The organism is Brassicibacter mesophilus (assembly GCF_050433385.1).
Classification (GTDB): Bacteria; Bacillota; Clostridia; order Tissierellales; family Proteiniboraceae; genus Brassicibacter; species Brassicibacter mesophilus.
Genome location: NZ_JBNPXI010000005.1, coordinates 19,506 through 37,023 on the forward strand (window position 1 = coordinate 19,506; position 17,518 = coordinate 37,023).

At 33.0% G+C, this 17,518-nt stretch carries 7 protein-coding genes and 1 pseudogene; all 8 read left to right on the plus strand.

Translation table 11 applies throughout. The features are described 5' to 3' along the window. The coding region (locus HNR33_RS07685) for an S-layer homology domain-containing protein (protein WP_429081943.1) at positions 1–1,533 on the plus strand (1,533 nt) is incomplete at its 5' end. A gap of 315 nt (positions 1,534–1,848) precedes the next feature. Continuing rightward, on the plus strand, positions 1,849–4,440 hold the full coding sequence (locus HNR33_RS07690) for a sulfatase-like hydrolase/transferase (protein WP_429081945.1): 2,592 nt from the start codon (positions 1,849–1,851) through the stop codon (positions 4,438–4,440). Between the two features lie 131 nt (positions 4,441–4,571). Further along, positions 4,572–5,963 (plus strand): diguanylate cyclase domain-containing protein, encoded by a 1,392-nt coding sequence (locus tag HNR33_RS07695; RefSeq protein WP_429081948.1) that lies wholly within the window; start codon positions 4,572–4,574, stop codon positions 5,961–5,963. Positions 5,964–6,113: 150 nt separating this feature from the next. After that, entirely contained in the window at positions 6,114–7,475 is a 1,362-nt protein-coding gene (gene rlmD, locus HNR33_RS07700; RefSeq protein WP_429081950.1) for a 23S rRNA (uracil(1939)-C(5))-methyltransferase RlmD, read from the plus strand. A 90-nt stretch (positions 7,476–7,565) separates the two neighbouring features. Next, a complete protein-coding gene (locus HNR33_RS07705; RefSeq protein ID WP_429081952.1) occupies positions 7,566–8,831 on the plus strand; it encodes a recombinase family protein in 1,266 nt (421 codons plus the stop codon). A gap of 630 nt (positions 8,832–9,461) precedes the next feature. Then, positions 9,462–12,350 (plus strand): DEAD/DEAH box helicase, encoded by a 2,889-nt coding sequence (locus HNR33_RS07710; protein WP_429081955.1) that lies wholly within the window; start codon positions 9,462–9,464, stop codon positions 12,348–12,350. 202 nt (positions 12,351–12,552) lie between these two features. Further along, positions 12,553–12,756 (plus strand): annotated as a pseudogene (locus HNR33_RS07715) (TatD family hydrolase); the annotation flags it as partial. Positions 12,757–12,989: 233 nt separating this feature from the next. After that, the gene (locus tag HNR33_RS07720) at positions 12,990–17,423 is read left to right on the plus strand and encodes a DEAD/DEAH box helicase (protein WP_429081956.1); all 4,434 of its coding nucleotides are present in this window, start codon (positions 12,990–12,992) and stop codon (positions 17,421–17,423) included. Positions 17,424–17,518 lie beyond the last annotated feature (95 nt).

Genomic DNA, 17,518 nt, shown 5'->3' on the forward strand with positions numbered 1-17,518 from the left:
GATACTCCAAAAGGAACCTTACAAATGATAGCAGAAGTACTGCCAACAGATGCAACAGACAAGTCAGTAACCTGGGCAGTAACAGAAATAAACGGAAGTGCAACCACAAAAGCAACAATAGATACATCAGGATTATTAACAGCAGTAAAAAATGGAATAGTAAGAGTAACAGCAACTTCAGTAAGTGAAGATGTATATGGGACAAAAGATATAACAATAACGAATAATCCAGATTCAAAACCAGATCCAAAACCAAATTCATCACCGTCTACTCCAAAGCAAGATAATTCTTTTAGTATTATTGTAAACGGAAAGGTGGAAAGTGCAGCAACTTTAGTAACAACTACGGTTGGAGGTAAAACAGTAACAACAGTAACTTTGGATGATAAGAAAATTCAAAGGGGATTGGAAGCAGAAGGCAATAACAGTATAATAACAATACCAATTAAAAGAAATTCTGATGTTGTTGTAGTACAATTAAATGGTACTACTGCGAAGAATATGGAATCAAAAGAGACTGTGCTTGAAATAAAAGCAGGTAATGTTACCTATACTTTACCTGTATCAGAGATAAATATTAATGATGTTTCATCACAAATAGGCGATCAGATTAAACTAAAGGACATAAAAGTTAATATAAAAATTGCTGCTTGTTCTCAGGATACAGTTAAATTTGTAAAGGATACAGCGAAAAAAAATGGCTATCAAATGGTTGTAAGACCTGTAGACTTTGACATAACCTGCACAAATGGAGCAAAAACAATTGATGTCTCTAAATTTAACGGTTATGTAGAAAGAGCAATTGCAATACCTGATGGCATTAATCCAACTAAAATAACTACAGGTGTAGTTTTAAATAATGATGGTACCTTCTCCCATGTTCCTACAGCAATAATAGTAGTTGATGACAAATATTATGCAAAGATAAACAGCTTGACTAATAGTACATATTTAGTAATATGGAATGAATTATCGTTTAGGGATATGGAAGGACACTGGGCAAAGGATGATGTTAATGATTTAGGTTCAAGGCTTGTAATAAATGGTGTGAGCAAAGAAGCCTTCAGTCCAAATAAATATATAACAAGAGCAGAATTTGCTTCAGTCATAGTAAAAGCATTAGGACTTATGAGACCTGGTACAGGAAAGGAAGTATTTAGTGATGTAACTAGCAGTGCTTGGTATTTCGATGCAGTAAGCATTGCTTATGAGAGAGGAATAGTAAAAGGCTATAATAGGACCTTTAAGCCAATGGATAAAATTACAAGAGAAGAAGCAATGACAATGCTTTCAAAAGCTATGGAGATAGCAAAGTTAGAGAACAAATTATCTGCGGATGTACAGAATACATTGCTAGCAAAGTTTAATGATGGAAAGCAAGTATCTACATGGGCTAAAGAATCTGTAGCTGCTTGTTTAGACAGTAAGATAGCTATCGGAACAAATAATAATATTTTACCTCATCAGAATATTACAAGAGCTGAAACTGCAGTTTTAATTAGAAGAATGCTTAAAACAGCTAAATTGATATAGTTAAAAATAGACACGCTAGATTCTAAATTCAATTATGAAACTTTATCTCCATACCTAAATGAAAAAGAAAAAGAGTGGTTGAAAAAAGAAACAAGAGCGATATAATGAAAGGGGGCAGATTTTATCTGCCGCCTTTTAAAGTTTTTGTTTAATATTTTTCAGAAATAAAAAGGTATCGATGGTTTAGGAAATATTAGAATTGACTTTTATATGTTTACATAATATGTAATGCGTTGTAGATATATTATTTTTATACTATAATAATATAGGACTATTTTAGTATAATATGAACCAAGAAAATTAGGGGTGTTGAGTATGAAAATAAATCAGAAATATAGATTAGCTACAGTTGAGGGGTTAGTATTTTTAGCTCTTTATTTGATTAAAGTGCTCATATTTAATAAGCTTATAGATAATCAAAGCTTTAACTTCATTTTGGGACTAATCAGTACAGGATATATTGTTTTAGTAATATCAATAGCTAATACATTAAGTTCTAATAAACGTAGCTTAATCGTTTTAATAACCTATTCTTTAATATCAATAATAATGCTAGTTGATACTGTATATTATACGTATTTTAATCAACTACCTTCCATTGTAGTAATAAAACAAATATCTCAGCTTGGTGCAGTAGGCGAAAGCGTTGGATACGTATTAAAGCCTATTAACATGCTTATGATTATAGATATCATACCTATATGGATTTATTATTATTTAAGAAGAAAAAAATTGATATTTAAAGATAGTAATTACAGCTTTAAACTAGATATACAAAGAAGATTTGTTATTATGGGAGCTGTAGCTATTTTGTTACTGTCATCAGTAGTAATTATAGATGATTTTAATAAAGACATTAACTTATCTATGCAAGAGTTTTTTACTTATCATATAAATGATATATATGTATCCGCTTTTGAAGATAACGATATAGATGATATTGATGAACTTTTTAATGAATATAGACATAAATTAAGCAAAGAAAGTAGATTAAATGGTATCGCAAAAAATAGAAATGTTATTACTATTCAAGTTGAAGGATTACAAAACTTCGTTATAAACAATTATTATGAAGGACAAGAAATAACACCAAACCTCAATAAATTAATAGAAAAAGATAGTATATATTATACGAGATATTATCAGCAGCTTGGTAGAGGAAATACTTCTGATGCTGAGTTTGTAACACACAATTCGCTTTATCCTGCTATGGATGGACAGACATATCTTATGTATTTTGATAACACGTATTATGGACTTCCATGGATATTAAAGGAAAATGGATACAGTACAAAAGCACTTCATGGATACAAAGGTTCCTTTTGGAATCGTGATAAAGCTTATTCTTATCAGGGGTTTGATAGCTTTATTAGTGAAAGTGATTATACAATAGGTGAAGCTATAGGATTAGGGTTAAATGATAAAGACTTTTTCATACAATCATTACCACATTTAAAAGAAATGCAATCTCCTTTTTATGCATTTTTAGTGACACTAACAAGTCATCACCCATTTGAGATGCCAGAGAAATATCAAAAGATAGAGTTAAAGGATGAACATAAAGATACATTGTTTGGTAACTATATTCAGTCAATACATTATACTGACGAAGCAATTGGACAGTTTATACAAGATTTAAAGGAACAAGGATTATATGAGAATACTATTATAAGCATCTATGGGGACCATTTCGGATTATCAAGCACAGATGAGGATAATAAAAGAATAATGACAGAATATCTTGGCTACGAGTACGATTTTGACGAGATGATGAGAATTCCTTTAATAATTCATATTCCAGGAACAGAGGTCAAGGAGCAAAATTCAATCGTGGGAGGTCAAATAGATTTTTTACCTACTATATTGAATTTACTTGATATCCAAAATAAAAAAGGAGTAATGTTTGGTCAAGATTTAAACAATGTTATTGATGGCTTTGTGGCACAGCAAACATACATGCTTAAAGGCTCATATATAAATAATGACGTTATTTATTCAATGTCTAGAGATGGTATATTTGAGCATAGTAGGGCTTGGAATATCGACACTAGAGAACAAGTAGACTTAAAAGACTGTAGAAATGACTACGAAAAGGCAATAGATCAAATAAACAAATCTAATTATATATTATCTAATGACATATTAGATAAATATGTTAAAAACAAAAATATAACAGATAAAAAAGATGAAGGAAGAAGACGTGTCAAGCCTGAAATTTACATTTCTCATGCAGGAGGTAGAGTAGAGGGTTTATCATATACTAACTCCAAAGAGGCATTAGCTAAGAGCTATAATAATGGATTTAAACTTATTGAGTTAGATATGGAATGGACTTCTGACAATAGCCTTGCATTGATTCATGACTGGAAGGGATATGTAGAACAAGCCTTTTCAGTTGAGCAAAAAAGATATAGTACAGATGAATTTAAAAACTTTAATATGATCAAAAATCTTACTCAAATGACTATAGAAGATTTGGTTGAATGGCTAAGACAGCATAAGGATGCATATATTGTTACTGATATTAAGAAGGATAATGTAGATGCATTGGAATTAATAAAGGAAAGATATCCTGATGTAGTGGATCAATTTATTCCACAAATATATTCTATGGATCAATATATACCAGTGCAAGGAATGGGGTATAAAAACATTATACTAACACTGTATATGTCTAACTATACAGATGAAGAGATATTAGACTTTGTTAAACGACAAAACATATTTGCGGTTACAATGCCTATCGACAGAGCAAAGACTGAGCTTCCACGCAAGCTTAACAAAGAAAATGTCTTTGTTTACGCACATACTATTAATGACAAAGAGTTAAAGCAAGAGCTTGAAAAAAATGAAGTCAATGGATTTTACACTGATGATTTAGTTCCAGAAAAGAATAAGAGTTATTAACAAAAAAAGGATTTCGAGTTAAGTTTGTCTAGCTGTTCTAAAAATTAAAAGTTTGTAATTTATTTACAAAGAGAGAATCAAATGATAAGCTGAACATATCGAATGAATATATTTTGAAGAGGTTGATAAATATGGATAACTATAAGGACCTAATTCATCAACGTAATGTACTGGTATTAAAGCTTTTATGGGGATTTTATATTTTAACAAATGCTTTAAATATTGTATTTTATGGAGAACCAATAGATACATTTCCACCTATAGGTTTTTTACTAGCTTCAATAATTTCTTTTCTTGTATGGAAAGGAATATCTCCTAGGCTTATTATGTATTTAATAATAACATCTGTATTTGGATACTTTTTTATAATACTGAATATATACCCATTTATAATAAATGTCTTATTGGTTTGGGTGGGACTTCTTATTTCTATATTTTACTTGGACAATAAAGTTACATTATTAGCAGGCCTGTACTCAATAAGTATGATAATATATTTATTTAATAAATTTCGTTATACCACCTTTGTAGACTTTGACAACGAAGATATAGTATTTTTATTAGCCTTTACTTTATTTGTTTTCATGTTCTTAAGGGAAACAAGTAAGTTCACAGTAAAGCTTTTATCAAAAGTGCAGGATAGTGAGCAAAAATTAAAAGAAGTTCTAGATAATGTTGATATCATAACATGGTATGTAGATGTAACTAACAAAAAAATTGATTTTACAGTAGGAATAGAAAAGTTATGTGGATACCCTATAAGTTGTTTTAAGGAAAACATAGGTTTCTGGAAGGAAATAGTTTATTATGAAGACATAAATGAGCTTAACAAAGCCTATTCAGACCTTATGATAGGGAAGTCAAGGATAATAGAATATCGTATAGTTAATTCAAAGGGTAAGATACAATGGTTACAAAATCGTATAATACCGAAATTGGACAAGAATGGTAAAGTCGTAAGATTAGATGGTGTTATTCTTGATATAACAAAACGCAAGAGCAGTGAAGAAGAAATGAAGCATATGGCATATCATGATCAACTGACAGGATTACCAAATCGCTCATTATTAGATGACTATTTCTCAAAAGCTATACTGCAGGCCAGAACAGAGGAGCAAAAACTAGGCGTTATGTTTATAGATCTTGATAATTTTAAATTAGTAAATGATACAAAAGGTCATATCGTAGGGGATTTATTATTAAAAGAAGTTGCAAACAGATTAAAATCAGTTCTTAGACAGACAGACACTATATATAGAATTGGTGGAGATGAATTTATCATATTACTGAATTGTATCGCAGAAGAGGAGGTTGTAAGAGTAGCAAATAGAGTTGAAGAAGCATTTGCACAAAGCTTTACTGTCAAAGGACACACCTTTTATGTAGAGTTAAGTATAGGAATAAGCATATATCCTGATGATGGCAATGATATGGACGAGCTGATAAATAACGCTGATAATGCAATGTACTTTGCCAAAAGTCATGGAACTAGCTATGAAAAATACAAAGCAGCAAATAGCTGACATATTGAGCACATAGGGTCTAAATTTTAGGCCCTATAATATTTTTTAGCAATATGTAGACCCTATTATATATGATAGAAATGCATTATAATAAAATAGATGATTAATTGTAAGTATTCGTTGAGTTTATAACTTTAGGAGGTTCAAATAGTGAAAAAAAATGATATTTTAGAAGTATATATAGATGAGATAGTTTTTCCTAATAAGGGGATTGCAAAGGTTGGAGATAAAAAGATAACTGTAAAGGGTGCTATACAAGGACAGAAGGTTAAAGTCAGAATAACAAAGAAGAGAAGAGATAAAATTGAAGCATCTATATTAGAAGTACTAGAGAGCTCTCCTGTAGAAAAAGAGGCTTCGTGTGTACATTTTGGTATGTGTGGCGGATGTGCTTATCAAACACTTCCATATGATGAGCAGCTCAAATTAAAGCAGAATCAAGTTAAATCATTATTAGATAAAGCAGGAATAGAAAACTATGAGTTTTTAGATATAGAGTCAAGTCCATTAGAGTACCAATATCGAAATAAAATGGAATTTTCTTTTGGAGATGTAGTAAAAGGTGGAGATTTAGCATTAGGGCTTCATCAAAAAGGCAGATTCTATGAGATAGTTACTGTGGAAGGCTGTCAGATAGTTGATGAAGATTTTAAAAGAGTTCTTCTTACCGTATTAAAATACTTTCAAGATAAGGATATAACTTTTTATAATAAAAAGAGGCATGAGGGAATTCTTAGACATCTAGTTGTGAGAAAAGCTGTAAAAACTGGAGAAATGTTAGCTAATTTAGTTACAAGCTCACAAACAGAGTTAGAACTAAGTGAATTAGTAAAAGCAATTGCAAATATCGAGCTAGATGGTAAATTAGTAGGATTCTTACATACTATAAATGACAGCTTATCCGATGTTGTTCAAAGTGACGAAACTAGAATAGTATTTGGACAGGATTATATTACCGAGGAAATATTAGGGCTTAAGTTTAAAATTTCAGCATTTTCATTTTTTCAGACCAATTCATTAGGCGCGGAAAAGCTTTATTCTATAGTAAGAGATTTTGCAGGAGCAGAAAAAGACAAAATTATATTTGATTTATATTGTGGTACGGGAACTATTGCTCAAATAATGGCTCCTAAAGCTAAAAAGGTTATAGGTATAGAAATAGTTGAAGAAGCAGTAGAATCGGCAAAGGAAAATGCAAAGCTTAATAATCTTGATAACTGTACATTTATTGCTGGAGATGTTATGGAAAAAGTAAGTGAATTAACAGATAAGCCAGATTTAATTATACTTGACCCGCCGAGAGACGGCATACATCCAAAAGCTATCCACAAGATAATAGACTTTGCACCAAAAGAGTTTATATATGTATCCTGTAAACCAACATCACTAGCAAGAGATTTACCTATATTTGAAGAAAGAGGATATAAGGTTAAAAAGGTAAAATGTATGGATATGTTTCCGCATACGCCGCATACAGAAGTTGTAGTCCTGTTGCAACATCAAGGACATTAATAATTTAAAATAAATAATAAACCATGAGCGTAAGAGCGATTTGCTTTTGCGCTCTTTTTCTTTGAAAAAATTAATAAGGAGAATATTTTTATGAAGAAGATTATATTTATTCCAGCCAAGAACTCTTTGAAAAATAGTGGGAAATTAAAGGTTGCTGCATATTGCAGAGTTAGTACAGAGCGAGAAACTCAGAAAAGTAGCATTGATACTCAAATAAAATATTATACTGAGTTAATTCAAACAAATCCAGAATGGGATTTCGCAGGTGTATTTTATGATTACGAAAGTGGGCTTAGAAAAGAGAAACGGAATGGTTTGGATTCTATGCTTAAAAAGGCATATCGTGGTGAAATTGATTATATAATTACCAAGTCTATCAGTAGATTGTCCAGAAATGTGTTAGATACGTTAACTATTATCCGAAGTTTAAAGGCAAAAGGTATTAATATCTATTTTGAAAAGGAAAATTTAAATTCACTTGAAGCAGAAAAAGAAATAGATATCGCATTTAATGGAGTTTTAGCACAGGAGGAGAGCAGAAATTTAAGTGAAAATGTTCAATGGGGATACAAACGTAAATTTGAAAAAGGTGATGATTTTGTCGGCAAGATGCCTATGGGTTACAAGAACGTTAATAATGAATGGATAATCGTACCTGAAGAAGCCGAAGTCATAAGGAAAATCTATCGGCTGTACTTAGAAGGTAGTACACTGCAACAAATAAAAGAATATCTGGAAGAACATCAGATTAAAACTGCTACAGGCAAAGAAACATGGGCAACAGCAGTTATTCAAAAGATACTGAAGAACGAGAAATATAAGGGTGATTCTCTATTGCAAAAGACCTATACAGAAGATTTTATAACAGGTAAAAAAAGTAAGAATGTTGGTCAAAGAGAGCGTTACTATATAACAAATAGTCATCTAGCTATTATTATTGTCGAAGTATTTGATAAGGTTCAAGAAGAAATGTCTAGACGTGCAAGGTTAGTCCGTAAAGAAGATGGCACAGTGGAATCCAGCGCCAGCAAATATAATGGTAAATATCTTTTGGGAAATCTTCTTGTGTGTGGAGACTGTGGTGCTTCATATAGAAGGAGAACTGAAAGAGGTAAAGTTGTTTGGCGGTGTGCAACGAGAATCGAAAAGGGTAAAGAAAGCTGCTCCCATTCCCCCACTATAGATGAAAAATGGATTCAAAATGTCTTAGGTGAAAAGATTTGCGGGAATATCGGTTATAATGAAGAGATTGGAAGGAATAAAGTTGAACGTATTTTTGTGTTTAGTAAAAATTTAGAAATCCGATGTAAAGATGAAAGTGCATTTAGCATTAAGCTCTTACAGAATAAAATGTGAGATAGTAAGATATTTAAATATTCTGCAAGTTATTGTCTAAAAAAATAAGTACATGTTGAAAAGTATCAGGAAAGGATATACAATTATGGTAACAATATTATTTATCTCATTATCTCCTTTAAGAGATTTTTATAAAGAGTGATTGAAAAGTCATTTTCTAAAATAAGAGCGAAAAAAGATATTAAATTTGAAATAAAATAAGATATTGATGTACTATCTAAATCTGTAAAAGGTTGGGTAAGGGAATTGCTCTGACTTTAAAGGAAATTAAGAAATCGAAGGAAATATTGGTTGCTATTGAAGTGTAAATCATTCATCGAAGCTAGTTATATTTTCACTCAGGAAGGATCAATTCTTGGGGAACCACCAACCAAACTTAGCAAAGTTAATAAAGGAGGGATGCTGTATGATGTTTAAAAGAATGAAACAAGCATTATTAAATGTGAAATTTGAAAGTGTCACTGTCAACATCGGATTTATTGGCTTGAACTTCGCTTGGGGTTCTTCCTAAATGAATATGCATCAAGTGTCTATTTTGAGAAGGTTGACATGATTTTACATGAGGAAATTATTATGAGTTACAAATAGTGATTAATGATAATTATTTTAAAATTCTAGGAGGATAGAAGTGTGGATAGTTATTTTAAAAAGCAGTATAAAAACTTAAAATATGTAAAAGTGTCGGACTCTTTACCAGGATTAAGAAATGCTCAGATTGGTGCTATTCATGCAATTTCATCTTATTTTACACTTCCTAGAAGCAAGTCAGCTATTGTTGTGATGCCTACTGGTTCAGGGAAAACTGCAGTACTTATGATGTCTCCTTATGTTCTGGAAGGTAAAAAAGCACTCGTCGTAACTCCAAGCGTTATGGTGCGAGGACAGATATTTGAGGATTTCGCTTCTCTAAGAACATTATGTAAAGCAACAGTTTTAAATAATAATGTTAAAAAGCCCAATATTTTTGAACTGAAAAACATGTATTCTGAAGAACATTATGAATCAGTTTGTAATGCAGATGTTGTGGTCGCGACACCAAAATGTGCGTTATCACTTTCCATAACTGAAGGAATTCGTGAAAAATTTGATGTTGTACTCATAGATGAAGCTCATCATGTACCAGCAAAAACATGGGAACAAATTCTCATAAATATTAATTGGGCGAAGCAAGTACTTTTTACGGCTACCCCTTTTAGATTAGATAAAAAAGAAATAAAAGGTGAAATGATTTATTCTTATCCATTGTCGATGGCTTATAGCGACGGGATTTTCGGAGAAATTGAATATATTCCAATAAATGAGGCACCGAATAAAGATTATTTAATTGCAAAAAAGGCAGAGAGAGTTTTTTATGCTGATAGACAATTAGGATATGATCATTACCTGATGGTTAGAACGAACACAAAGGACAGTGCAAAGGAATTAGAAAAACTATACTTATCGGAAACTTCATTAGTATTAAAGCGCATTGACAGCTCTATGAGTAACAAAACAATAAAAAAATATATCGATGAATTAAAGGATAAAACACTCGATGGAATTATTTGTGTAGATATGCTAGGCGAAGGGTTTGACTTTCCTAACTTAAAAATTGCAGCAATTCATTCACCACATAAGTCTTTGGCGAGTACATTGCAGTTTATTGGCAGGTTTGCTAGAACTAATAGCGATAATATTGGAACAGCAAAGTTTATTGCTATGAATGATAATGAGTTACTAATTGAAAATGAAGCTTTATATACAAATGAAGCTATTTGGCAGGATATTATTATTGATTTGAGTGAGAACAGAACAAAAGAGGAAGAGCAGACAAAAGAATATTTTAAAACATTTAGAAAAATTGATAACTCATTAAATGATGGTGTGGTAGAGATTTCTCTACATAGTATTAGACCGAATTGCCATGCAAAAATATTAAAAGTATCTGAATTTGATATAACCGCAAAATTTCCTGACCTGTGTAATGTCACAGAAGAAGTATTAATTAATGAAAATGATAATACTGTTATTGGGATTGGAAAAGAAAATTCTACACCAAAATGGATAACAAATGATAGTATTCTTGACATTAATAATATTTTATATATAGTTCATTATCAAAAAGAATGTGGATTATTGTTTATATATTCTCAAAATAAAACAAAAATAGTATACGATTCAATTGCGAAAAGCTTTTCTGGAAGTTATAGTAAAATTCCAAAATATCAGATGAATCGCGTGTTAGGAGAACTTAATGGGTTTGAGATATTTAATTCAGGAATGCAAAATCGATATGTAGAATCGGGTGAATCTTATAGAATATCAGCTGGTTCTGATGTTAGTTCTGCTATAGATCCAATAACGGGACAGTTATACTCGCCAGGGCATGTGTTTTGCAAGGCATCGACTGACGAAAGTGAAATCACTATTGGATATAGCAGTGGATCCAAAATGTGGAGCAGCTCATACATGTCAATTCCACAATTTGTAAAATGGTGCGACTTTAATGGTAAAAAGATTGTCAATGCAGATATGAAGGTTAAGACGAATACAAATTTTGATTTTTTACCTATGCCGACACCATTACAAAAATATCCAGAGAACATTTTTATATGTGATTATTCAGCAGATACATATAGCTCTGCACCGGTACTCAAAGAGGAAATTGAAGGTATTTTCAAAAGTATTTTAACAGACATTCCTCCGAGGATAATTAAAATAGTGCCGAATACCATAACAATTGAATTTAGGCATGAGGGCGAAGTCGAGTATATTGATTGTGACGTCAATGGAAACTACTCGTCAATGAATACTCAGTTTAGGCTTATAGATGGAAGAAGTGTAATGCCACTTGCTGATTATCTCAATGAATATCCACTAATATTTAAAACAACCGATGATATTCTAATACAAGGGATTGAACAGTTTCAAGGTAATCCGGAAGCAATTGTCTATACGTCAGATAATATTATTGGAATTGATTGGGATAAATATGGAACTGATAGAAGTGTAGAGGTCAATGATTCTATCCATCATCCAACAGAGATTTCAATACAAACAACAGTAGAAGAAATACTGAAAAATGATGCGAATAACAAGTTCATTATATATGATCATTCGAGTAGTGAAATGGCAGATTTTATTACAATACAGGAAACCGAATTTACATTTGAAGTGGTGCTTTACCATGTGAAGAAAATGTCAGCGACAACATACAATAATAGTGTCAATGATGTATATGAAGTTGCAGGACAAGCTGTGAAATCAACGATTTGGCTTAAAACTAAACCTGGATTTATTAAAAAAATTGCAGATAGAAGACGAAGCGGACATTGTCAATTTATTCATGGTGATTATGATACTTTCAAAATTACGATGAAACAAAATAAGCAATTGGTTGGTAAAATAATAATTGTACAACCATCGATATGCCCTAACAAACCAATTCCTGATAAAATTCAACGTATATTAGCGGCATCTCACTATTATATAAATAATTCTGGAAAAGTTAAGAAGCTATTAATATGGGGGAGCATTTGAATTGTTTATATCATAAATTGCTATGAGATACAGTCGAAAAAATTGGAGCATTAACATTCTTATTATTTGATTTAAAGAAAAATGATAGTTTGCAGGAATCTAGCATTTTGAAAATTGAAAAAGTAAACATGTCTTTTATCGAAACTGAAATAATGATAAAAAAGTTGAGAAGTGTCCCTAAGGTTTTGCACTTGAAAGAGGCTATTATTTTTCTATAAACCAACAAATGGTTCGTAGCATTTCTGGCAAGAGGATAATTGATACTATTCCAGTAGATAAAATACTGATAGAGAGTGATGCTCCATTTACGCATGGCTTAAGAGATAGATACGATTTATTTTTTGTACATGAAATATATGCTTATTTAGCTAAAACAAGAAATCTGTTAATTGGAAGATATTTCTAAAATTATTAATTTTAAAAAAGTTCTTTTATAGTATTGCAAGAAATTACTGGTTTTAGTTGTAAATTGTATACACCATAAGGAATCAATAAATCTTTATGATACCATTATTATCTACTAAAGGCATGTGGATACGATTATACTTTTTTCACACAAAAAAGCAGCCACATAATATATAACGTAAATGTATAATAACATTAATTGTAAATAATATATATTTACAAAAGGGGACTACTATGGGTATTAATAAATATGATTTTGCAGCTAAAATTTTGAAATATTGGTATTTGATTGAGTTTCTTGATCAAGTTAATTTTCCTGCGGAAAGTAGAGAAAATCGGGAAAGTAACAAAAGGGTAGCAGAAGGCGAAATAAATTGGTATAAGAAGATCACTTTATATCATTCATTTTTTCCAGGGGAGAAAAGTCCAACTATGGCTTTTGAAGAGGACGCTCAGATCTATTCAAATCATGGAGAAATATCGGATGAAATTTGTATCTGCATGGGTAAGGTGAGTCGAGGAAAATGTGACAAATATCTTAAGCAAAAATTTGGGTTAAAAGATGATACGGTTGAGGAGGACCATAGCAAAATTTGTTTAATTGGACTTAAATGTGATTCTCAGGGTATTTATATTGAAAAGAGTCTCAGTATTTCTCCACTGATTTGGGGAATTTTGCGCTTACAACATCATAAAGGTGAAATCAACAATGAAAACTTGGCAGAGTTGCTTTCATTAAATGATTACAGTACAGATATGTCCTTAATGGAAGAACAACTGATGTATAGTGATGCGGATGGAAAACGTAGAGGAAAAGAACTTTCTTCTGAATTACTACAACAACTGTGTCACTCTGTTGTAAGCAAATATATCTTCTCGCTCTTCGGAAGTGATGATTTAGTGATAACGGAAGGTGTTGTGATATATAAAAGATACCAATCAGAAGAGGACAAGGCCAAAGATAGTGATTCCCTTTATTTTAGTGATTTAAGTAATAGCTTTTTTACGAATGATTTGCACATGATTCTCAATAGTAATATCTTACGCAGTCCCAGCAGCGGTAAAGATTCTGCACAAGAGACGTTCATTGATTATATTGTAGGAGCTTACGCAGAAGAATATCCTGAAACTAAATGGATAGACTTCTCTAAACGGATAGATATTCGTAAAGGCTGGGATGGAAGTGACATGGCTGGCAGACAAGACTTTTTTAATCAGTATTTTGATATCTCTATGGCACCAATTGGTAAATGGCCTTCTAAATATATGCCGGCATTTATGCAGCAGTTAGCTATTAATTTTGGTATGCATCCAGAGGAAATAGGTAGAACCATTTTTTCAGTCAATGGACCTCCTGGTACAGGGAAGACTACACTTTTAAAGGAGATTATCGCAGGAAATCTTGTAGAGAGAGCTCGACTTCTGGTAGCATATGATGACCCGGATAAGGCATTTGCAGAAAAACGTTTTCAAGATGGTGACAAATCCAAAAATGGATACAGTAATTATCATAGTGTATATTATGAATTGAAAGATGATGCCATCAAAAAGTATGGAATGTTAGTTGCTTCTTGCAATAATGCAGCGGTTGAAAATATTACAAAAGAGCTGCCGGACGGAACGGCTCTGTGCAAGGGCCTACTGTCGGATGAGAAGGATAACCCAGCTGTTGTAAGCGGGTTGGACGATGTGCGGAGGCTGTTTGATAAAGAGGAAGTCATTCACACAGAAGAGCATAAAATCTGGAATGACGAGCAAAATCAATTCTGCTTTGAATCATATTCAGATATTTATTTCTCGAAATATGCTAATGATATGTTGGATTCAAAGATAAAAACAGAGCATAGTCGATGGGGAATTATATCGGCACCTTTTGGTAAGACAAGCAATATAACTCACTATGCTCAAAAGGTGTTGCTTCCATATATCAAGGACTTTGGCACAAACGATAAAATCGCAGAGCGTAAAAAAAAGTACAAAGAAACTGCAGGGCAGTTCAAGGAGCAACTTGACATAGTGGAAGAAATACAGCATCGTATTAGGACTGTTAGCCATGCAAGGAGACGTTTTCAGGAGAAAAAAATTGAGCTTACACAGCAATGTGCTCATTTGATGGAAGCAATTAACGAAAATCAGCAGTGCATCAAACAACTTCAAGAACGGGCTATAGCATTGGAGGGCCAACAGCAAGAAGTTGTAGATTTGGAGCAGGGAGCGATTCAAACAGTAGACTCCTTGCAGACACAAAAAGAACATCAATCAATTCTTATACGTGACTTAGAGCGTGAAATTCAAGATATTCGCAGAGAAATCATGGCACTTGAAGGTAGGCGCAGCATAAAAGATTGGTTTTTTGCACTAATCGGAAAAGTCGGTATGCTTACTAAAACGATTGATGAAGAGTATGCAAAACTATCTTCCATAGAAAGTCTGTACAAGGAACATAGTGATTGCTTACATCAAGTTCTTGGGCGAATGCAAGAACAGAAAAAACTTTGTAAGGAACTGTCCTTACAGGTACAACAGTTTGATAGGGAGCATAAAGAGGTTATCAAGAGAACAAAGGCAGCTGAAGATGAAAAAAAGCAAAGAGATCAGTCGATAAATGATGTGAAGGATGCGATTGAGCGGGCGCAGATGGAGTACCAGAGTCTGTTACAATCTGCAAAAAATACGGAGAATATTTTGCATCAGATGACCGTTTTGGATGAATCGTTTTGGGAAATGTATGACAGTAAATCGGAAGAGGAGAATACCAAAGCACAAGTGTTGAACCCATGGCTTACTGTTGAATATAATCGAGAGAGAGAAAAACTGTTTTATCTTGCCCTGCAAGTGCATAAGAATTTTCTTTTGGCATCCAAGTCCTGTTTCTATAATATTAGAAATCTTGCCTTGATGTGGCGCTTGATTGAAGATAATGAAGGAAAGTTGGCAACCTTTTCTACGAGAGACCGGGGAAACTGTTTTGGCCCATTATTAAATACTATTTTTTTATTAACGCCAGTCCTTTCCACTACTTTTGCATCTGTGGGAAGTATGCTTTCTGATATTAAGAAACAAGGAGAGTTTGGTCTGTTAATTATTGATGAAGCAGGTCAGGCACAGCCACAAATGGCATTGGGGGCCTTGTACCGCTTCCAGCGTGCTATTGTTGTGGGTGATCCGAAACAGGTAGAGCCTGTCGTTACTGCAGAGATGGATACAATGAAAAAGATTATCCGTAATAATGAAAACAGTTTGTATCAGTCAAAGACACATTCTGTTCAGGAATTTGCAGACCGTATTAATCCTATTGGTACATACTACACAGATTCATCGGGTGATGATAAAACATGGGTCGGATGCCCGCTGGTAGTACACCGAAGATGTATTAGCCCTATGTATGAAATATCGAATGCCATTTCCTATGATAACACTATGAAGCAGCAAACCCAGAAGCCAAAACCAGAAGAGGAAGCACGCTTTTGTTTGGAAAGTTCCCGTTGGATTAACGTATGTGGTACTGAGAATAGTAGCAGCGGTAAAGATCATTATGTGAAGACACAAGGGCAAAAGGCTATAGAACTAATTTTGAAAGCATTTTTAAAAACTGAGGAAATACCGAGTTTGTATGTGATTACTCCTTTCACCACGGTAAAAGATGGTCTCAAGAAAGAATTAAGTAAATTACCCGAATACCGTAATAATAAGCGTATTCAGGATTGGGCAGGAACCCATATTGGTACGGTTCATACTTTTCAGGGTAAGGAGGCCGATGAGGTAATCTTTTTGCTTGGTTGTGATAAAAATGCACTTTCTGCTGTTCGGTGGGTAAATACAAACATTGTAAATGTTGCAGCCACCAGAGCCAAGTATCGCTTGTATATCATAGGAGATTATATGGTTTGGCAACATTCTTATGTAATGCAGCAAGTAAAATGCATTATGGACAGCTATGCTATCCGTGTATTACATGAAATTGCTAAACATCCAGAGTTGGAGGCGAACCAAAATCAAGTAGAATCATTGCTGAAGCAGGTACCCTCAAGTGAGGCCTTCCAGGTGGAAGACGAGATTAGCGATGTCATGGTCAATACCTTTTTGAAGGCAATTTCTGATATATGGAAGGACCAGAATCATTTGTCAGAGGAAGAATTAGGCAAATTGGGACTTTCGTCGATTTATCTGCAGCATATTGAGCCAAAGATAAAGCAGAAGCTTATCTGGGGATTAAAACTCTATTCTCTTTTTGCATTGCTTAAAGAACGATATGAATTAGATGATATGGATTACTCCTGCAGTGGAATCATGTTGTGTAAAGCAATGGAGCTACAACTAAAAGATTGTCTTCTGCCCAGTTTTCAGCGACTTTTTCCAACCATAAAAGTTAATGGAAACAATTTATCCCAGATACGTCCTGAAAAGGCGATGGTGGGAGTCTTTACACAGGTTTTAAAGAAAGAAAGTAATCGGGAACAGTTGGCTCAGAGGCAGGCAATGTATCATAATGAGCTATGCGATAAAAGATGGTGGGACATATATTACAGGAATCTATCTGATTTCAGGGATTTAAGGAATACTTGTTGTCACCCAGGCTTTTTTGGATGGGATAAGGTAGAAGCCTTAATTTGTATTCTTTTTACTAGAGATGAATTCTCGAAAACTACTGTAGGGAAGAGTTTGTAGGAGTATGCTTTTTATAAATTAAAGAAGATAAGAAAATTGGATGTAGAATTATAATCTTTAATTGGAGCGAAAGATTATTTTAGAGTGGAGAAAAT